We start from the raw sequence: 19,516 nt of genomic DNA on the forward strand, positions 1-19,516 counted from the left end.
TTTCGTTAACCAATGTTAACGAAATTCGAATTTACACCAAAATTCGATCACACTTCTCACTACCCGCAAAGCAAACGCTCATCAGTAATGCGATGACAATTCATTTTTAGTTTGGGCCAACAAGTACGGCCCGACTTCCAACGGGCCGAAAATCTTGCCAATCAGCGGGCAAATTTCTTGAACTTCAGACGCTTGGGATTGACGGCATCCTCACCTAAGCGGCGCTTCTTGTCTTCAAGGTACGAAGAAAAGTCGCCTTCGAACCATTCAACATGGGAATCGCCCTCGAATGCGAGAATGTGCGTTGCCATACGGTCCAGGAACCAGCGATCGTGCGAAATGATCACCGCGCAGCCGGGGAAATTGTCGAGACCTTCTTCGAGCGCCTGCAAGGTTTCCACGTCGAGATCGTTGGTCGGTTCATCTAGCAGAAGCAAATTGTGGCTACCTTTGAGCATCTTGGCGAGATGGACACGATTACGCTCACCACCAGATAGGAGCCCGACTTTTTTCTGTTGATCTGTGCCCTTGAAGTTGAACGCGCCAACATATGCGCGCGACATGACTTCAACACCACCCAAATCGATGACATCCGTCCCCCCGGAGATTTCCTCCCAGACATTCTTGTCGGAATCGAGTTTGTCGCGGCTCTGGTCAACATAGCCAATCTTCACCGTATCACCGATGCGCAGGCTACCCTGGTCTGGCTTCTCCTGCTCAAGGATCATTTTGAACAAGGTCGATTTACCCGCACCATTCGGGCCGATGACACCAACAATACCACCAGGAGGCAATTTGAAGTCCAGATTTTCGATCAGGAGATTGTCGCCGAATGCCTTTCGCAACCCTTCCGCCTCCAGAACGACTCCACCAAGGCGCGGGCCGGGGGGAATCCGGATTTGTGCGGTCATGACCTTCTCGCGCTCAGCCTGCGATGCCATTTCCTCATAGGCGTTGATACGCGCCTTGGATTTTGCCTGACGCGCCTTCTGACCAGAACGAACCCACTCAAGTTCCTTCGCCAGGGTGCGCTTGCGACCGGACTCTTCACGCGCCTCCTGCTCCATCCGCTTGGCCTTTTGCTCAACCCACCCGGAATAGTTGCCCTGGAAGGGAACACCGCGGCCACGGTCGAGTTCGAGGATCCAGCTGGTAATATCATCAAGGAAGTATCGGTCGTGGGTCACGAGGATCACACAGCCCGGGAAGTTGATCAGATAATTCTGCAGCCACGCGACGGTTTCGGCGTCGAGGTGGTTGGTCGGTTCATCCATCAGGATCATGTCGGGCTTCGAAAGAAGCAGCTGGCAGATCGCGACACGGCGAACCTCGCCGCCGGACAGGCTTTCCACATCGGCGTCATCATCGGGGCAGCGCAGCGCGTTCATCGCCATCGAAATCTTGGAGTCGATATCCCATGCGTCAGCCGCATCGATCTTCTCTTGCAGCGCCGTCATCTGCTCCATCAACTCGTCGGAATAGTCTTCGCCAAGCTTTTCTGAAATGGTGTTGAACTCGTCCAACATCTGCTTTTCAGGGCATTTTGAGGCGACATTGTCGAACACGCTAAGTTTGGGGTCGAGTTTCGGCTCTTGCGGCAGGTAACCGACTTTCACGCCCTCGGCCGCCCAGGCTTCGCCTTGAAAGTCCTTGTCTTCACCCGCCATGATACGCAGCAGCGTGGACTTACCAGACCCGTTGACACCGACGACACCGATCTTGGCATCCGGCAGGAAATTCAGGTGAATGTTCTCGAACACCTTCTTGCCACCGGCATATGCCTTGGTCAGGCCTTGCATTTGGAATACGATTTGGGGACCGGCCATTGAAAGCGTCTCCTGAAACTTTGGGGGAATATGTCGCCTCAGTTACGCGGACGTGGCCGAAAATCAAGCGGGTAAGCGCAACCTGTTCTGAGAAACATCTCTGGCAAACCTCGCTCAGCCAGAAACCTCCTCTTCTACCAAATTGTCGATTAGCCTTCGATGCGTTTGCGCTCGTCGTCGGTCAGCACACTTGCGAGACGCTCGAGCTCGGTTTCAGCACTTTGATTTCCCATATCCTGAGCCCGACTGAACCAGCGCCAAGCTTCGACAAAGTCGGGCTGGTCCTGGCCATGCCCACCAGCATGAGCAATTCCGAGGTTGAATGCGCAGCGATTGTCGCCGAGCTCTGCGCCCTTGTCCCACCACGATTGCGCGGTTTTAAACTCTTTAGGGCCACCAGCGCCGGTCATCATCATGACGCCGAGGTATGTCATCGCGTTCACTTCGCCCATATGCGCGGCCTGCTCAAACAAACGGCGCGCATCCGTCTCGTTACGTTCGCCACCAAGGCCTCGTAACTTCATGAACCCCAGATTGAACAATGCGGGTGGCAGGTCAGCCTCCGCCGCCTGTGCATAATATGCTCTGGCAGCGGCAAAGTCCTGATGGACGCCCCGCCCATGATGTAGCATTGCGCCGAAATTGTTGGCAGCCGCAGCATGTCCGGAATCCGCAGCCCGGCGCATCAACGCCGCGGATTTCATCAAGCTCTCTCCGCCCTCGCTATCGAGTAGCAAGGCGACCGCTTGTTCGAACAGAACATCCCCTTCCGCCATAAGTGCACGATATGCATAAACCACTACTTGCATAGCGACTTTTGGCAGTTTTTGCCTCACAAAAGTTGAAACAAGTGTTTAGTTTTGGCGATTGGTTAGCTGTCCGATAGTCACTGAATCTGCATGCATGAGTGGCGAACACGAATACTCAGGGCACACTTCGATCAATCTCAAAAAACTTTCCTCAGGACACTATCCATCCATGACAGAATTGACCCTGGATCGCCTCTTTGCGTCGCCTTCCCTAACTGGCCAAGCAACACTGGGCATCAAGTACTCTCCCGATGCTGCACGGGTGACCTTCCTCAAGCCTCGGCCCGACGACCAGCAAAGACACGATCTCTGGCAATTCGACGTTGAGACAGGCGCGCCGTCCCTCCTTGTGGATTCCCTATTGCTTGAACCAGAAGAAATCGTTCTCTCAGAGGAAGAAATAGCCCTACGCGAGCGCAAGCGAATTGCGGGGAGAACAGGCATCCTTGACTACTCATGGGGTACAGCCACGACGATACTCGTCCCACTAGGGGGAAACCTGCACTTGGCCACCCTTACTGAAGACAGTCCGCAAGTTCGGCAACTAACCGATACCGATGCCTTTGACTATGATGCGCGCATTTCACCCAAAGGCACGTATGCCAGCTTCATTCGCGACGGGGCGCTCTGGATAGTTGATCTTGCGACGGGCGACGAGAAACGCGCCTCTCCCCCGGCCGAGCCGTCAAAATCACTGTCGTATGGCGTCGCCGAATTTGTCGCACAGGAAGAGATGAGCCGATACACCGGATATTGGTGGAGCCCGGACGATAAGTACATCGCCTATACGCGTGTGGATGAGACATCCGTGGACATCGTTCCACGCTTTGATATCGCCGCAGAAAATGTTGCCGTTATTGAGCAGCGCTATCCTCGCGCGGGTCGCCCCAACGCCATTGTGGACCTATTCGTTCTGGAGGTGGAAACCGGCATTGTCACGGAGATTGGATGGCGGCGCAACGACTGTGGACATGCAACCGACCAATATCTCGCGCGGGTCAATTGGACTGAGAGCAGCCTCTACGTCCAGCGCGTCAATCGGGCTCAGACACAGCTCCAAATGGTCCAATTCATGGCCTTCAAGCATTCCGAGAAAGGGTTGCGCCTTTATGAAGCCACCGTCGCTCAGCTTGATGAGCAACCCAATTGGATCAATCTGTCTTCAGATTTCGTGAGCTTGGGGGATACAGGCATTGTTCTCACGGAAGAATCTCGTGGTTACCGCCAAATTAGTTTGTTACCACCTTCGACAACCCACCCCAGACAACTGATTGGCGGTGACTGGGTTGTCGACAAGCTGCAGCATGTAAAAGCCGACATGTCCGAAATACTCTTCACAGGGTTTCTGGATACTTCGCTTGAGTGCCACCTCTATCGCGCCAAGCCAGCAACTTCTGGCTCAGCAATTCCTCCAGAGGTCGAGCGCATCACCTCCATAGGCCAAACATGGTCCATTGCCATGGCGCCAGACGGGCGATCCTTCGTCGGAACATCATCATCCCCAAGCCACCCTCCTCAAACGGGTCTGTATGCTTCTGACGGCAGTTTGATTTCCTGGATTTCGGAGAATGCGCTCGATGCAGATCATCCATATCACTCCTTTCTGCCGGATCACGTCACACCAGAGTTCGGAGTCCTGTCCGCCGATGACGGTCAGATTCTACACTATTCCCTACTGAAACCGCCCGGTTTCGATGCTAGGAAATGCTACCCGGTTATTGTGGAAGTGTATGGCGGGCCACATGTCCAAACTGTCACGCGCAGTTGGGGGAGTCTGTCAGATCAATATCTCGCCCGTCAGGGATACCTCATCTTCAGGCTCGATAATCGAGGCAGCTGGAATCGCGGCAAGAAGTTTGAGGATGTGATCCATCACCGCACGGGCCTGCATGAGGTCAGCGACCAGATGATGGGCGTGGACTGGCTCAAGACACAACCATTTGTCGATCCCGGCAGAATTGCCATTCAGGGCTGGTCCTATGGCGGATACATGACACTGATGACTATTCTGCAAGCGCCAGCTGATACATTCGCGTGCGCTGTCGCGGGAGCTGCGGTTGCAGACTGGAGCCTCTATGATACATTCTACACGGAGCGGTATATGGGGACACCACAAAACAATCCAGGCGGCTATGAAGCCTCCAGTGTTTTTCCAATCCTCGACGCGCTTTCGACCCCCCTCCTCCTCATTCACGGCATGGCAGATGACAACGTCACCTTCGACAATGCCACACGACTGATGGCCAGACTTCAGGAATTGGGCAAACCGTTTGAATTGATGACCTATCCGGGCCAACGCCACGGCATTCGGGGAGAAGCGCTGCAACGCCACCTGATGCAAACGCGTATGGCCTTTTTGGACCGCAAACTGAAGAGACCATCAGAATGATCAAACCCTGGAAAATCCTGGAAAGCCGTCAAACCTACAAAGACGACTTCCTTTCGGTGCGCACGGATGTCTGCCAACGTGAAGACGGCCATGTAGTGCCCGCCTATCATGTGTTGGAATTCACAGATTGGGCCACGATTATCCCGATCACTGACGAAGGCAATATTGTGCTGGTCCGCGAGTATCGGCACGCCGGCGAGATCGTCCTCTTGGGCGTACCCGGCGGCGTCCTAGATCCCGGAGAATCCGATCCGGAAATAGCAGCCCGGCGGGAATTACGCGAGGAGACCGGCTACACGGCGCGCGAGTTGATCCCCGTTGGCACCTGTTATCCGAACCCGGCAACCCAGAATAATCAGCTTCATTATTTTTTGGCCACGGGCTGCCAGAAGACAGATGCTCAGTCTCTTGACGCAAACGAGGAAATCGAGGTCGTCGAGATGCCTTACAAAGACTTCCTGGAATACGAAGCATTCGAGACTCAACACGGCCTTCACGCGGCGGCACTGTTTTACACCGAGCGGTATTTCGGGAAACATCCCGAAAAACGACCGTGAGGAAATGCCCATGCCTGCCTTCCAGCCTACTGCCGACCAATTCAGGGCGTTTCGTGACGACCCGAACGATGGCCCCATTACCCAGGTAAATTTGCTGAAGTTTCGAGTTAAAGCTGAGTATCAGCCGGATGACCCCGAATTTGGCGAAGAGATCAGCGGGGAAGACGCCTATATTCGTTACTCCGAAGCCTTCACTTTCGCGGCAAAAAAGGTCGGCGGCTCCACATTGCTCCTTGCATCGACCGAACGCTATTTCATCGGTCAGGGCGATTGGGATGGCGTGCTGGTCAACCAGTTCCCAGATCGACAGGCTTTCATCGCTACGCTCAACCATCCGGACTACAAATCCATGTCTCGCCATCGCGAGGCAGGCCTGCTTTGCCAGGAATTGATCGTGACCCGTCCCACTTGGATAAACGGGAGAAAGCTGTGAGCCGCTACGAAATCTTTGGCGCGCTCGGCTCGCCCTATTCCATGAAAGTGCGCGCCGCCCTGCGGGCCAAACGCCTTGTCCATACCTGGACCGGTATGACAGCCGACGACCGACAAAGCGTCATGCCAAATGTGCGGGCACCCGTGATCCCTGTCATCCGCCAGCCTGACGGCAGCTGGGTGAATGATTCAACCCCCTTCTTGCTGTCACTCGAAGGCGAAGGCCGAGACCTCTTGCCACCCGATCCGGTGGCCCGGTTTGCCTGCCTGTTGCTTGAGGACATGGCCGACGAATGGTTCATGAAAGCCATGTTCCATTACAGATGGGCATATGACCTGGATGCTGAATGGTGCGCCAATTGGCTGATCTATGACACGCTTCCCAACACAAGTCGCCTTGGCGTGGAAGAAGCTGCTGCCACCATCCGTGACCGGCAAATCAGCCGCATGGCTCTTGTTGGCTGCACACCCCAGACTGCCCCTCTGATAGAGGCCAGTTGGAAGCGCATCTGCAAAGTTCTGGAGGCGATGGCAACCGGGCCAACACGCTTCTTGTTCGGAGATCGCATTTCGCTCGCGGATCTTGGCTTTTACGGTCAGTTGAAAGTCATGAGTGTTGACCCCACTCCCATGACCTGGCTGCGAGCGGACACACCGTACTTGTATCGCTGGATTGATCACGCCGATGATGCGAGCGGTATCGAAGGTAACTGGTCTGATAGTATCAGCCCGGTGGTCCACGACCTTCTCGCAATAGCAGGGGAAACCTATTTGCCATTCCTGAAAGCCAATCTTGATGCGCTCAATTCCGGATCAGACAGTTTTTCGCTTGAAATAGAGCGCGGGCGCTATGAACAGGGCGTATTCAAGTATCAGGCAAGATGCCTGCAAACCTTGGGCGATGCCTGGAAAGATCTGGATGTTGTCGCGCGAGACAAACTTGCTGAGTGGATTGGACCAAACGCAAGCATCCTTTCAACAAACGTTTAGCAACTCGGGTACAAGACTGCGCCTGAAGAACGAAATTCTGTTTTCTTGTGGCTCGGCTCAACGCAGAGTCAGCGCGAATCCCACTGCGAGGCATATTATCCGTGACGAAAAAACCGTCTCCCATCTCAGAATTGCTGCACCACCGCGCCCGCAACCTTTCCAAGGGTGCACCAGTATCGCTTCCTATCATGGCGAGTACGACATTCCTGTTGCCAGGAGATCCGGACGGCAGCCATTTCTATGCGCGCAATGGAAATCCAACAGTCGAAAGTGTCGAAGCGGAGATAGGCATTCTGGAAAATGCCGAGACGGTGCTGTTCCCATCCGGCATGGCCGCTATCGCCGCAATGTTTCACACAGTGCTGCGCCCGGGAGACAAGGTTCTGGTGCATGCAGACGGCTACTACAATGTTCGAGCCCTGTTGAATGAACACTTCGCACCCCGGGGCATAACCGTCGAGACTTGTCCCACCGCCCAGATGGCGGATGCCGACCTGTCGGGCTGCCGAATCGTAATGATTGAAACACCGTCAAATCCGGGCCTCGAAGTTTGCGACATCGCGGCTGTGGCTGATCGGGCAAAATCAGCCGGAGCCTTGCTGGTGGCTGATAACACGACTGCAACACCCCTGTGCCAGCAACCTCTCGATCTTGGGGCGGATATGGTCGTGATGGCTGACACAAAGGCCATGGCGGGCCATTCAGATGTTCTCTGCGGACATGTAGCAAGTCGGGACACATCCCTGATGAATCAGGTGCGTGGCTACCGTCGTTTGGGCGGCGCCACGGTAAGCCCGTTCGACGCGTATCTGCTGCATCGCGGGCTTGAGACCCTGGAATTGCGCGTTTCGCGGGCAAACCAGAATGCTCTAATTCTGGCAAATCACCTATTATCGCACCCCTCTGTGCAGACCGTCCGGTATCCCGGTCTCCCGCGAGACGCGAGCCACGCAGTTGCGTCTCGCCAGATGCGAGACTTTGGTCCGATCGTGAGCTTCACGTTAAAAGATCGCGCAAGCGCAGAAAAGTTTATTGATAACAATCCACTAATAGTGCCCGCCACGAGCTTTGGAGGTGTTCACACCTCTGCTGAGTGCCGAGTCCGCTGGGGAGACCACGTCGCCGACGGATTCGTCCGCTTGGCGTGCGGAATAGAGCCCAGTGAAGACCTTGTAAAAGCTACGGAAAATGCTTTACGAGATATCAGTCCGGTTTGATGCTGGGGAAGTGACTTTCACGGACAAGTGGTATAGCGTTTGCTCTCAACGAGCAGGGGTCTCGTTTCATGAAGCGACTGAGTATTGTCCTTTTCTTCGCCCTGCTGGGCTTTGGCGCTTGGGGCTGGTTCCGTCTGAACCAGCCTGAGCCGCCTATGGCGTTGACTGAGCCCCTGCGGATCGATCAAGGCGAGATCCAGGGCGGTGTTGATCCAGACAATCCGGAAATCCAGGTTTTCAATGGGATTCCCTATGCCAGCGCCCGTCGTTGGTCAGCGCCAACTTCCCCGCCGCAATGGGGTGCCATTACCCGGGATGCGAGGGAATTCGGCCCGCAATGCCTGCAACCCCGCGGACATATGAATGAGGTTGTCGACCGTATCATCGATGGTAACGGCTTGCCCTGGTGGAAACGATTGGCCGCCAGGCAATACCTCGCTGCCCAGCCTGAGCCCGCTGAAGCCGAGGACTGCCTGTTCCTGAATGTCCGAACGGCAAATCGCGGCAAGCCTCGGCTACAGCCGGTAATGGTATGGATTCACGGCGGCTCTCATCAGGCTGGGGCGGGTTCGGCGTCATATTACCAGGCAAATGGCCTTGTGGATAAAGGCGTCGTTCTGGTCACAATCAACTACCGGCTCGGACCATTCGGCTACATGGCGCACCCTGCCCTGACCGAAGAAGCCGGAACATCCGGCAATTACGGCCTGTTGGACCAGGTCGCAGCACTCCGCTGGGTTCAAATGAATATTGCGCGCTTCGGCGGCAATCCAAACAATGTCACCATATTTGGCGAAAGCGCAGGCGCTCAATCTGTCAGTGAGCTGATGGCAACGCCTCTTGCTGACGGCCTGTATGACAAGGCCATCTTGCAGAGTGGCGTCAGCAGTTACAATGCGCTTCACCTGTCCCACTCGCCATTGCCCAATGTGCAAAGCTCCGAAGAAGTCGGTGTCGAGTTCCTTTCATCGCTGGCCGATGGCACCGCTACCGCAGACCGGCTTCGCGCCATCCCGTCGGGGGCGATCATCGACCGTGTTCTGTTGAGGCAGGATTTGGTCAAGTACTTCTTGCCGACAGTGGATGGTAACGTCCTGCCCGTGCCAATCGGCGAAGCTATTCGGGACGGTGGCGCCAATCGGGTTCCAGTCCTTGCAGGCTATAATGCTGATGAAGGCACTCTATTTTACAGTCAGCGCAAATCGCCGACAGCCCTACTGCCGAACATCTCTGGTTCCATCACACAACGCGAAGCGATGCTGGAAGGCGTGTTTGGTGTGAACTCATCGAAAGCGCTACAAGCCCTCTACGGCATGACATCCTTGGAAACGTGGGATCGGGGCGCCGAAAAAATGCTGGGCGATGACTTGTTCGGCGTCCATACGCGTTTTCTGGCCAAAGCCAATGTCGCTGCTGGCCAGCCAACCTGGCTCTACCAATTCAGCCGGACGCCGCCAGGAAAGTCTCAAACGCTCGGTGCATATCACGGGGCCGAGATCGCGTTTGTCTTCGATAGCCACAACGGCTTCCTTCCGGCAGCTGATGACGATGAAATCCTGACTGACAGAATGATTTCATACTGGACCAATTTCGCCAAGACGGGTGACCCCAACGGCAAAGACCTGCCTGAGTGGCCAGCTTATGATCCGGACGCCGATATCTGGCTGGAATTGGACCATGAAATCAAACGCATCAGCGGCCTTCGCGCGCGCAAACTCGACATACTGGAAGACAATCTCAATTTGCGGATCGACGCCATCAAGCGATCAAAAACACCGTTTGAGCTGATCGAGAATACCGCACTTCTATCGACAGCCGCCGGGCTAGGCGGTGAGGAGCGTTTCGCAAATAGCGACTAGGCCCGCCTGGTCGACAGCGTCAAAAGCATTCAGTTCTGTCGAGTCGACATCCAGTACGGCAGCGAGATCGCCATTTGCGTCGAACACCGGAACGACAACTTCAGAATTGCTCGCTGAGTCGCATGCGATGTGCCCGGGAAATTCATGAACATCCGGAACAATGATCGGCGCGCGCGTCGCCGCCACATGCCCGCAGACCCCTTTGCCAAAGGGGATGCGCAGACAACCAAGCGTGCCCTGATACGGCCCAACAACCAGTTCGGACTCCTTCAGAGGGTCAACCATGTAGAATCCCGTCCAGAAAAAGCGGGGTGAAAAGGCCTGTGACAGGATACAGGACGCTGTCGCATAACGCGCAGTGATCGATGTTTCTCCCGCAACAACGCTATCAATTTCCGCCTTCAATTCCTTGTAGCGTTCTGCCCTGTCCATATTCTGCCTCATCTGTGCCTTGAGCGGGCTATATCGGCTGGATGCAGGCACTTCGCAATAGGGCGTTGAAGCTGACACCAACCTCTGAAATAGTCGGAGCAGTCAAGGCGGTGGACGGGGCCGCTGCCATGAGGGAGACAGTCATTGAGCCTGACGGGACGCCTAAGCGCCGCCTTGCTGATCGCAGCCTGTCTCACCGTCCCTGCGGGGGCGCAGACAGGCGACGACTATGACGACCTCACCTTGGACGCCCCAATCGAGATTCCCGACTCGAATGATTGGGGCGAGGTCACCCACCATCCCGAAACAGACCTTGAAACACTTGAACAGGCGCATCGGGACTATCTTAGAAAATCGACCCTCCAGTTCGAACGACCGGAAGCCGATCCTGTCGAGTTCGATCCGCCCTCTCCTCCGCCTAACTGGCTACGAGGATTGTTTGAGTTCCTTAGTCATTTGGGCCCGCTTCTAACGCTCATTTTCTATGTAGCTATCGCCGCCTTGATTTTGGGCGTGTTGTACTTCCTTTTCGGAGAGGCGCTGCGTATCCGGTTTGGCAAAGATGGCAGCAAAGCCGACAAAGTCGGCGACGATGTCATCCCGGACTTCCGCCCGGCAGAATCCGTCGCCCGCTCCCTACTGGAAGAGGCCGATGCGCTTGCCCGCGCAGGAAAATTCGCGGAGGCCGTGCACTTACTCTTGTTCCGGTCAATCGAGGACATTCAGACGCGCATCGAGATCGGCGTGCCTCGCTCACTCACGGCACGTGAGATCGGCAAGCTTGGCTTCCTGCCAGATCGCGCGCGGACCGCTCTCAGCCCGATCATCGCCATCGTCGAACGTAGTTTCTTCGGCGGCCGGGATGTCGACGAAAGCGGCTGGCATACGGCGCGGGCTTCCTACGAAGACTTCGCATTTGGGGAGCAGTGGACATGAAGGATCGTTCTCACGTCGACTCCCCGTTCAGTGGCAAGATCGTCGGCATATTGCTGGCAGTGGCGCTTTTTTCCTTTGGGGCAATCATGGTGCTCGCAGGCTGGGCACCCGAATTGCGGGACCGGAATGTGGCCGGTGCGCACCCGTTCTCAACCTCGGCGCTCGGTTATAATGGCTTCGTGCAACTCCTTCAGGAACAAGGCTATCCGGCGGAAGTCTCCCGGCTGGAGCGCACGCTTGAAGACAGTGATTGGGGCCTACTCGTCTTAACTCTCCCCCAATGGGGTGCAGCAAAGGCGCTCGAAGACTTCGAGCCACAGCGGACTACTTTGCTCGTCCTGCCGAAATGGACCGGCATGACTGATCCTCTTAACAAGACCCATCAAAAGGATACGCGCTTCATGAATGCGCGCGTCCTGAACGACTTACTGGAGACGATAGCTATCGATGCGGAAATCGGACGTATCGATGTGCCAAGTGAAACCTCAACCCCCTTCGGATCAATCGCGCTCAAACCAGACGTGAAGATGCAAGTGCTACGCGGAGACTCGCTTACGCCGATTGCTGAGACACAGGATGGGATCCTGCTCGCCTGGGCGCCCGATGCGGACATGTATGTTCTGTCCGACCCCGACATGATCAACACTTTCGGTTTGTCGCAGTTTGAGAACGCTCGCTTTGCGACTCAGATGATCGACTTTCTTCGTAATGACTACGACGAGCCCATTGTATTTGATGCGACTCTCCATGGTTTCGTTCGGTCCGAGAATCTGCTGCAGATGATTTTCGACATCCCCTTTATCGGCGCAACGTTGACTGCGTTGGCGGCCGCTTTCCTGCTGGGCTGGGCCGCGCTCATACGATTTGGGCCACCTGTGAAGGAAGGACGCGCCATTGCGCTTGGAAAACAGGCGCTGGCTGACAACTCCGCAGGCTTGATTACGATGGCGCGCCGGGAGACGCGTATAGCACCCGCATATCTCCACATGATCCGCCGTCGTGTATCCCGGGATATAGGCGCTCCGAAGACATTGAATGAAACCCAACTCACCGCCCTGTTCGACCGGCTTGGCCCGGAAGAAGAGTCCGGCAAACACTTCACAGACATGGCATCGGGACTGCGCGGTCCTGCCACCAGCCGTGAAGACCTCATGAACAAGGCGCGCGAGCTGTTTCGCTGGCGCAAGGGAATTATCGGGAGATCCATGAATGAACGTGAATGACATCAAGGCGCTGGCGGACCGGATCCGTAACGAAGTGCGCAAGGCAGTCGTGGGACAGGACACAACGGTTGATGTTCTTCTGACTGCGATATTTTCGTCAGGACACGTCCTTCTTGAAGGCCCACCGGGAACAGCCAAGACCCTACTGGCGCAATGCTTTGCGAGATCGATTTCACTCGACTTCGGTCGCATTCAGTTCACACCCGACCTGATGCCGGGAGATGTTCTCGGCACGAACCTGTTCAACTTTCAAACCAATCAATTTTCCCTCACCAAGGGTCCAATTTTCACCGATCTCCTTTTGGCGGACGAGATCAATCGAACACCTCCGAAAACACAAGCCGCGCTGCTAGAGGCCATGCAGGAACGCAAGGTGACGATTGATGGCGACACCTACCCGTTGAATGACCGGTTCACGGTGATCGCGACCCAGAACCCTATCGAACAGCAGGGCACATATCCCCTGCCGGAAGCGCAGCTTGACCGCTTCCTGTTCAAGCACACGCTGGACTATCCAAGTCGTGAAGAAGAGCTCGCAATTGTTTCCAAGCATGGCACACGCACGGGCATGAAAACCGCAGCAGCGTTCGGCATCGAGCCCGTTGTCTCGGCAGAAGAACTCAGTGAAGCTGTCAATTCAGTTGCTGAAGCCCGGCTGCAGGACGATATCATTGCCTACATCGTGGATATTATTCGCGCGACCCGGACAACCCCGGCCCTGGAAACTGGCGCTTCGCCGCGCGCCGCTGCCGCGCTGGCCACTGCGGCCCGTGCCCGCGCCGCGCTCGACGGCCGGGACTTTGTTATTCCAGACGACGTGAAACTGCTGGCCCTGCCAGCACTCCGCCACCGCGTTTTGTTATCCCCCGCCGCAGAAATCGAAGGCAAGACGACCGACGAAACTCTTTCAGCTATCATCGAACAGACGGCCGCACCGCGGTGATTTCACCCACACCTCGCGCCATCTTCCTGATGCTGCTCGGCGTGCCGCTCATGGTGGCTATAGCTCTGCTGCGTCCTGAACTCTGGGTCATATCCGCTGGCTGGGTCGGCGGCATCGCCAGCCTGATCTTTGCGGATGCCGTCCTGGCCGCATCCCTGCGAGCCTATGAGGCAAATGTAGACGCGCCGGCACTGCTTTATGTCGGCGGGTCTGATCCAGCGGACCTGACGCTGCGGTTCGCGCGAGGTCCGCTTCCCAGACGAATCGAGGTGTTATTGGAAGTGAACGCTTTCCTGCAGACCATTCCACCCGCAGGATTAAGAGGCTGGCAGGACCGGGCCCGGTCATACTCGTTGCCGCTCACGCCAACACGACGGGGTCTCGCCAAGCTGGTCAAACTTTGGAGCCGCTGGAAAGGTCCGCTCGGGCTGATACAAAAACAACACACTACCGTGCTGGATAGAGATATTCCAATCACACCCAATATCCGCTGGGTGAAAGACGAAGCTATCCGTATCTATTCTCGTGATGCGGAATTCGGCGTGAAGATGCAGATCGAGCGCGGCGATGGCAGTGAATTCGACGCTTTGCGCGAGTTCACGACCGGCATGGATCGGCGCGCAATCGACTGGAAACACTCGGCACGCCACCGCAACCTGCTCGCCAAGGAATTCCGAACCGAACGCAATCACAATATCGTCTTCGCTTTTGATACGGGGCGATTGATGAGCGAGCCGCTTGGCGGCGTGCCCAAGATTGATCGCGCCATAAATGCCGGACTACTCCTGTCCTTTGTGTCTCTTCGCAGCGGCGACCGCGCCATGATCTATGGCTTTGATGCCAAGCCCGGTTTCATGAGCGGGTTCATGTCTGGTCAACGCAGTTTCACAAAAGCTCAGGATCTGGCGGCTCAACTGGATTACTCCGCTGAGGAGGCCAATTTCACGCTTGCACTCTCCTCACTCGCGAGCAAGCTGGAGCGACGCAGCCTCATCATTATTTTCTCCGACTTTGTCGACACGATTTCGGCCGAACTCATGCTGGAAAATGTGAAACGCCTGACTGATCGGCATCTGGTGATATTTGCCACATTCGAGGATGAATCGCTCGCAGAAATGGTAGATGCGCCACCAAGTTCAACGGAATCTGTAACTCGCGCCGTCATCGCAGACACGCTCATGGCTGAGCGCGACACCGTCCTGCTTCGGCTTCAGCGCATGGGCGTACAAGTGATCGAGACGAGACCGGAACAATTCGGCGCGGAACTGATCTCCCGGTACCTTCAGATCAAACAGAGGGACATGCTGTGAGCGACCTTCTCAAATCCTACCGCTTCCGCGAAGAGCGTGAGTCCGACTGGCGCAAACTGGACTTGATCCTGACACGGGCTGAAAACTCCGGCGTGAAAGCGCTCAGCGACGAAGATATGACAGCCTTGCCTCGCCTCTATAGGCAGGCGGTTTCTTCCTTGTCGGTGGCGCGCTCCATTTCGCTCGACCAGAATGTCATCGCCTATCTCGAAAGCCTCTGCACACGTGCATATTTCTTCGTCTACGGCGCCCGGACCTCCATCGGCGAGCGCATGATGGATTTCCTGCGACGCGACTGGCCTGCTTGTGTCTCCTCGGCCATCGGGCCAACTTTGCTGGCAGCTCTGTTCCTGTTTGGCGGATGGGCGCTCGCATTCTTTCTGTGCATGCAGGACATGGAATGGTTCTGGACTTTTCATGGCCAGAACTTCTGGGACGGGCGCAATCCGGATGCGTCCGTCGAGTATCTGAGGTCCACAATCTATACCGACGAGGGAGATCTCGGCGACGGCCAGCTGACTTCCTTTGCGAGTTTCCTGTTCAACAACAATGCCCAGATTGCGCTGTTTGCTTTCGCGCTCGGATTTGCGTTCGGTATCCCCACCGCATGGCTGCTCGTATACAACGGTGTCATGATGGGCTCACTTCATGCCGTATTCTGGGACAAGGGGCTTGGCTATGAATTTACCGGATGGCTGTTGATCCACGGAACAACCGAGTTGTTTGCCATCATACTGGCAGGAGCAGCGGGCTTCGTGATAGGGGGCGCAGTCGCTTTCCCCGGCCAGATGACCAGGTTGAACTCGGCGCGCCATGCCGGGCAAAAGGCCGCCACAATTGCAATGGGGTGCGTCATCATGCTGATCGTCGCGGCTTTGCTAGAAGGCTTCGGGCGGCAAATGATCAATAGTGACGCGATCCGCTATACGATCGCTCTGAGCATTCTCGGTTTGTGGTGCGCATATTTTTATCTGCCAAGACGAACGGACACCGTATGAGCTCTACCGTTCCTCCGGCACCAGACACCGTGAACCTTGCGAATGTTGAAGCTGCGCGCCGCCGCCGCGCCCGCATGCAAGAGCAAGAGCGTCAGTCGAAACTTGTACGGAAACTGGTCACGCCGGAAGGCGCCGCGATACAGCTTAAACTGGCTACTGCATCCGAGCGTGCAGGCGCGTTTCTTATCGATGTCGCGATACAATGGGCCATCGTAATCGCGACCGCTTTGGGGCTCTCTTTTGCAATAAGGGCCATGGACCCCGAGAGTGCCAATATCGCTTGGGCGGTTTGGCTTGTCTTTTTCTTCTTCGTCCGAAATTTCTACTACATCTTCTTCGAACTTGGCACGAAGGCTGCCACACCCGGAAAGCGCGCCCTTGGCGTCCGGGTCACCTCTCGCAATGGCGGGCGTCTGACTGCGAACTCGGTTCTAGCCCGGAATTTCATTCGTGAAATCGAAATCGGTCTACCCTTTCAGTTCCTTATGATGGGCGGGGATCAAGTGACCAGCTGGATGGCCCTGCTTGGCTTGGTCTGGTCCGGCATCTTCCTGCTCTTCCCAATCTTCAACAAGGACAAGATGCGCGTTGGCGACCTGATTGCTGGCACCTGGGTAATCAAAAACCCCAAAACCAAGCTGATGGGCGATATCTCATCGACGACCCGAGCCACTACGCATGAGCGATTTGCCTTCACACCCCAACAAGCCGAAGCCTATGGCATTCATGAATTGCACGTATTGGAAGATGTCCTTCGCCAGTCAACGCAAGATGTAAAGGCGCAGGTCGCGCTTCGCATTCGGCAAAAGATTGGATGGCAAGCCCAGCCGGGTGAAACCGATATCGCCTTTCTGGAAGCCTATTATGCAACCCTTCGAAGGCGGCTCGAACAACGCATGATTTTGGGCGAACGGAAAACCGACAAGTTCGACGTGCGCTGACTATCTACAAACGCCCCTGCACCCAATCCCGGGTCAGGAAGCCGTCGATCAGGTCACACACGAGACCCAACTCAACCAGCGCAGACGCATAGCGACGTGGATCCACCAATGTTTTGAAGATCGAACCCGCTTCGAACTGATCTTCCGCTTCCAGCGCCAGAGTCATGTGACCATCTTCGAACACACCGCGAAGCTTGCCCCCGGAAAAGTGCCGTTCCAATGCGATCAGGCGCTCCATACGGTCTGGGGACAACAACGCCCGGGCCTCCACCTGGTCTGTCGAATAGACGGTAAAAGCTTCCTCGAGTTCGCGGGAAATCAGATCCACTTTCTTCAGGTCACCCGAATACCTGCCCCGCTTCCACCATCCAGACCGCGCGATCACGGTTCGACCAAGAAAGCGCTCTGGGTATTCGACATGAACCAGTATGCCCTGAAATACGGTCTTGCTATTCTTGCCACCGGTTTCAAGTTTGGCTTCAACCAATGCAAAGCGAGTCCCCGCACGCTCACCCGAAATCAGATCTTCGAATTTGAGACGCGAGTGACCCGGTAGCAATTTGACAGTTTTCAGTATTTCAAAAGCTGGCGTCGGCGCGTCAGGACCGTTCGTGGAACTCATGTTGATCGCGCCTAACGGCGTATTCACTGTCGAGTTCATCTTGCCAGAATAGGCCGCATTCAACTCCTTCGCCCGAGAAGCCAGCGTCTTCAAATCGACAATACCGGACAGGTCTGGATGCAATGTGTCATAGGTGAAGCCAAACGGTTCACAGGCAGCTGAAAGGATCAACTGCTTGGTCTGCGACTTCATTGTAAAAACCTTGACCCAAGCGGTCGCCGACACAATTGCGCCTGACACCATGACCAGAAATATGAGTCCGGGTGAGATGATATCAACACTTACGAGCGTAGAGATCATCAACAAAATAATAATGAAGACCGGGATGCCAGCACCGATAATTGAACGCGTTATCGCTGCACGTATTGTGGCTTTCCGACTCTCTTCCCGCCGGGACAGTTCGGGCTCAAGTACATTCGACCAAACACGCTCCGCCTGAGCAAACTCTGTACGACGACCCGATAACGCCGCGAGGGATGGCGCGCGCGTCAAAGCGTCGTTCAACCTGTTTGGACTAATGTCTGACATACTGAGTCCCCCTCAGGTATCAGGCTTAGGGACCCGACAATTTGGGATCAAGCCGCGAGCGTAAGTTCCTTGACGGCCGTGACGCAATTGCGCCCCTTGGCCTTGGACTCGTAAAGCGCGCCGTCCGCCTGTTCGAGCATGTCGTCGAAATCCGAGTTGGGCGGTAACATGGCCAGGCCGAAACTCGCAGTGACACTCACGGGTTGTCCGTCCACGATGACGACATGGTCTTCAATGGAAGAACGAAGACGGTCACAGACGCTGAGCGCCTTCTCCATATCGACATTGCTGAGCAGGACAACAAACTCTTCACCGCCCCAGCGCCCAAGTCGGTCGAATGGACCGCGAAGTTCAGAATATGCGACCGCCGCGATTTCTCGCAGCACACGGTCGCCCGCTGCATGACCATGCTGGTCGTTTACCGCCTTGAAATAGTCGATGTCGAACAACGCCACCGCCGATGTCATCTCCGTCCGGCTCATGCGCGCGAGTTCTTCACAGGCAAATTGTTTGAAGAACTTGCGGTTTAGCAGTCCCGTCAGTGCGTCAGTAGAGGCCATATCTTCCAGCGTGCGCTGGTAAATTCTCATTCTGTACTCGTGTTGGGCAGCAATTGCGGCCGTCGGAACGGCCACACAGGACGCAATGAAAAGGTTCGCGACAATGAAATTCTGGGGATCAGACGGGAACCCCATTGAATAGACAATGACGGAAAAGGTGAAGCATAGGCAAAGCGCCGTAATCGCCACAAAAGCGAAAAAGGTCAGCGATTCGACCACATCTTCGAATTTACCCTGCACGTCCCGACTCCCGGTTGCTGTAGCGGTTGTGACATAGGAAGTATATTTTACCGTCAATCGATTGAGGAATTTTAACGCCTGACCATTCATCTTTTGGAAACAAGCAGACAAGCCGGTCGCTACGCCTTGACGTTGCGCCAATGCTCACCCAATCAGGCATGGGACTGGCTGAATTTTTATTGTTAGCGCTCCGAAGCCGTCGTTCCCGAGCCGTCCAACAGCCTTTCTCGCGTTCTGAAATTACAAAAAATTTCGCAATGGCGCGGTTGACGCTGTGGTTCGCAGCTCTTAACTCCGCAGCATCGTTAGCAGTCGTGCCGGGTGAGTGCTAAAGCCCCCTGACATTTGCTTGCTGACGACCGTTTTCAATTGAACTCGTCAAAGAGACAAGAGGGCTAAATCCAATGAAACTTCGTCCCCTGCACGACCGTGTCGTCGTGCGCCGCGTCAAGGAAGAAGAGAAAACCAAGGGCGGGATCATCATTCCCGACACCGCAAAGGAAAAGCCGCAGGAAGGCGAAATCGTCGCCGTCGGCGCTGGTGCGATTGGTGACGACAACGAGCGTGTCGCGCTCGACGTCAAAGCTGGTGATCGCGTGCTCTTCGGTAAATGGTCCGGCACGGAAGTGACCGTCGATGGCGAAGAACTGCTCATCATGAAAGAGAGCGACATCATGGGTGTCCTGGAGGGCTAAGCCCCCACA

Annotated in this window: 18 protein-coding genes; 13 read left to right on the forward strand and 5 right to left on the reverse strand. The window is 55.6% G+C overall.

All coding sequences use genetic code 11. The features are described from left to right. Positions 1-161: 161 nt before the first annotated feature. A complete protein-coding gene (gene ettA / locus CFA77_RS10975) occupies positions 162-1,826 on the reverse strand; it encodes an energy-dependent translational throttle protein EttA (protein WP_206990725.1) in 1,665 nt (554 codons plus the stop codon). Positions 1,827-1,975: 149 nt separating this feature from the next. Further along, complete coding sequence (locus CFA77_RS10980) at positions 1,976-2,635, reverse strand: tetratricopeptide repeat protein (protein ID WP_206990726.1); 660 nt, start codon at positions 2,633-2,635, stop codon at positions 1,976-1,978. A 169-nt stretch (positions 2,636-2,804) separates the two neighbouring features. On the opposite strand from CFA77_RS10980, the gene CFA77_RS10985 reads away from it, so the two are divergent. The 6 genes from CFA77_RS10985 (at position 2,805) to CFA77_RS11010 (ending at position 10,079) form a co-directional block, all read left to right on the forward strand. Beyond that, positions 2,805-5,024 (forward strand): DPP IV N-terminal domain-containing protein, encoded by a 2,220-nt coding sequence (locus CFA77_RS10985; protein ID WP_242517324.1) that lies wholly within the window; start codon positions 2,805-2,807, stop codon positions 5,022-5,024. Further along, positions 5,021-5,581 (forward strand): NUDIX hydrolase, encoded by a 561-nt coding sequence (locus tag CFA77_RS10990; RefSeq protein WP_206990728.1) that lies wholly within the window; start codon positions 5,021-5,023, stop codon positions 5,579-5,581. Before CFA77_RS10985 ends, CFA77_RS10990 begins: the two co-directional genes overlap by 4 nt. Before the next feature lie 10 nt (positions 5,582-5,591). After that, positions 5,592-6,014, forward strand: a complete 423-nt coding sequence (locus CFA77_RS10995) for a DUF1330 domain-containing protein (RefSeq protein ID WP_206990729.1) — start codon at positions 5,592-5,594, stop codon at positions 6,012-6,014. Further along, the gene (locus CFA77_RS11000; RefSeq protein WP_206990730.1) at positions 6,011-7,003 is read left to right on the forward strand and encodes a glutathione S-transferase family protein; all 993 of its coding nucleotides are present in this window, start codon (positions 6,011-6,013) and stop codon (positions 7,001-7,003) included. The genes CFA77_RS10995 and CFA77_RS11000 overlap by 4 nt, the downstream gene beginning before the upstream one ends. A gap of 101 nt (positions 7,004-7,104) precedes the next feature. Next, positions 7,105-8,220, forward strand: coding sequence for a cystathionine gamma-lyase (locus CFA77_RS11005; RefSeq protein WP_206990731.1), 1,116 nt, complete (start codon positions 7,105-7,107; stop codon positions 8,218-8,220). Positions 8,221-8,288: 68 nt separating this feature from the next. Continuing rightward, the gene (locus tag CFA77_RS11010) at positions 8,289-10,079 is read left to right on the forward strand and encodes a carboxylesterase/lipase family protein (protein ID WP_206990732.1); all 1,791 of its coding nucleotides are present in this window, start codon (positions 8,289-8,291) and stop codon (positions 10,077-10,079) included. On the opposite strand, the gene CFA77_RS11015 is transcribed toward CFA77_RS11010, so the two are convergent. After that, the gene (locus tag CFA77_RS11015; RefSeq protein ID WP_206990733.1) at positions 10,044-10,511 is read right to left on the reverse strand and encodes a GAF domain-containing protein; all 468 of its coding nucleotides are present in this window, start codon (positions 10,509-10,511) and stop codon (positions 10,044-10,046) included. The genes CFA77_RS11010 and CFA77_RS11015 overlap by 36 nt on opposite strands. Before the next feature lie 144 nt (positions 10,512-10,655). Here CFA77_RS11015 and CFA77_RS11020 point away from each other — a divergent pair, with 144 nt between their 5' ends. The 6 genes from CFA77_RS11020 to CFA77_RS11045 are packed head-to-tail and all read left to right on the forward strand — an operon-like array spanning position 10,656 to position 16,862. Continuing rightward, entirely contained in the window at positions 10,656-11,447 is a 792-nt protein-coding gene (locus tag CFA77_RS11020) for a hypothetical protein (RefSeq protein WP_206990734.1), read from the forward strand. Further along, on the forward strand, positions 11,444-12,670 hold the full coding sequence (locus tag CFA77_RS11025) for a DUF4350 domain-containing protein (protein WP_206990735.1): 1,227 nt from the start codon (positions 11,444-11,446) through the stop codon (positions 12,668-12,670). The genes CFA77_RS11020 and CFA77_RS11025 overlap by 4 nt, the downstream gene beginning before the upstream one ends. Continuing rightward, complete coding sequence (locus tag CFA77_RS11030; protein WP_206990736.1) at positions 12,657-13,613, forward strand: MoxR family ATPase; 957 nt, start codon at positions 12,657-12,659, stop codon at positions 13,611-13,613. The genes CFA77_RS11025 and CFA77_RS11030 overlap by 14 nt, the downstream gene beginning before the upstream one ends. Next, a complete protein-coding gene (locus CFA77_RS11035) occupies positions 13,610-14,923 on the forward strand; it encodes a DUF58 domain-containing protein (RefSeq protein WP_206990737.1) in 1,314 nt (437 codons plus the stop codon). The genes CFA77_RS11030 and CFA77_RS11035 overlap by 4 nt, the downstream gene beginning before the upstream one ends. Further along, complete coding sequence (locus tag CFA77_RS11040) at positions 14,920-15,921, forward strand: stage II sporulation protein M (protein ID WP_206990738.1); 1,002 nt, start codon at positions 14,920-14,922, stop codon at positions 15,919-15,921. The genes CFA77_RS11035 and CFA77_RS11040 overlap by 4 nt, the downstream gene beginning before the upstream one ends. Beyond that, positions 15,918-16,862 carry an RDD family protein gene (locus CFA77_RS11045; protein WP_242517325.1) on the forward strand — a complete coding sequence of 315 codons (945 nt, stop codon included), beginning with the start codon at positions 15,918-15,920 and terminating at the stop codon, positions 16,860-16,862. Before CFA77_RS11040 ends, CFA77_RS11045 begins: the two co-directional genes overlap by 4 nt. A 4-nt stretch (positions 16,863-16,866) precedes the next feature. Here CFA77_RS11045 and CFA77_RS11050 read toward each other — a convergent pair whose 3' ends face one another. Together CFA77_RS11050 and CFA77_RS11055 are read right to left on the reverse strand one after the other, a co-directional pair. Continuing rightward, a complete protein-coding gene (locus CFA77_RS11050; protein WP_206990739.1) occupies positions 16,867-18,012 on the reverse strand; it encodes a DUF3137 domain-containing protein in 1,146 nt (381 codons plus the stop codon). A 47-nt stretch (positions 18,013-18,059) separates the two neighbouring features. Next, entirely contained in the window at positions 18,060-18,812 is a 753-nt protein-coding gene (locus tag CFA77_RS11055; RefSeq protein WP_206990740.1) for a GGDEF domain-containing protein, read from the reverse strand. A gap of 404 nt (positions 18,813-19,216) precedes the next feature. Between CFA77_RS11055 and groES the strand changes: the two genes are divergently transcribed. Continuing rightward, a complete protein-coding gene (gene groES, locus CFA77_RS11060; RefSeq protein WP_034811607.1) occupies positions 19,217-19,507 on the forward strand; it encodes a co-chaperone GroES in 291 nt (96 codons plus the stop codon). Positions 19,508-19,516: the final 9 nt, after the last annotated feature.

Source organism: Hyphomonas sp. KY3 (genome assembly GCF_017309975.1).
Classification (GTDB): Bacteria; Pseudomonadota; Alphaproteobacteria; order Caulobacterales; family Hyphomonadaceae; genus Hyphomonas.

Coding starts and splice junctions, on each gene's coding strand:
- ettA (WP_206990725.1), bottom strand. CDS start 1,826: ATGGCCGGTCCCCAAATCGTATTCCAAATGCAAGGCCTGACCAAGGCA.
- CFA77_RS10980 (WP_206990726.1), bottom strand. CDS start 2,635: ATGCAAGTAGTGGTTTATGCATATCGTGCACTTATGGCGGAAGGGGAT.
- CFA77_RS10985 (WP_242517324.1), top strand. CDS start 2,805: ATGACAGAATTGACCCTGGATCGCCTCTTTGCGTCGCCTTCCCTAACT.
- CFA77_RS10990 (WP_206990728.1), top strand. CDS start 5,021: ATGATCAAACCCTGGAAAATCCTGGAAAGCCGTCAAACCTACAAAGAC.
- CFA77_RS10995 (WP_206990729.1), top strand. CDS start 5,592: ATGCCTGCCTTCCAGCCTACTGCCGACCAATTCAGGGCGTTTCGTGAC.
- CFA77_RS11010 (WP_206990732.1), top strand. CDS start 8,289: ATGAAGCGACTGAGTATTGTCCTTTTCTTCGCCCTGCTGGGCTTTGGC.
- CFA77_RS11015 (WP_206990733.1), bottom strand. CDS start 10,511: ATGGACAGGGCAGAACGCTACAAGGAATTGAAGGCGGAAATTGATAGC.
- CFA77_RS11025 (WP_206990735.1), top strand. CDS start 11,444: ATGAAGGATCGTTCTCACGTCGACTCCCCGTTCAGTGGCAAGATCGTC.
- CFA77_RS11030 (WP_206990736.1), top strand. CDS start 12,657: ATGAACGTGAATGACATCAAGGCGCTGGCGGACCGGATCCGTAACGAA.
- CFA77_RS11045 (WP_242517325.1), top strand. CDS start 15,918: ATGAGCTCTACCGTTCCTCCGGCACCAGACACCGTGAACCTTGCGAAT.
- CFA77_RS11050 (WP_206990739.1), bottom strand. CDS start 18,012: ATGTCAGACATTAGTCCAAACAGGTTGAACGACGCTTTGACGCGCGCG.
- groES (WP_034811607.1), top strand. CDS start 19,217: ATGAAACTTCGTCCCCTGCACGACCGTGTCGTCGTGCGCCGCGTCAAG.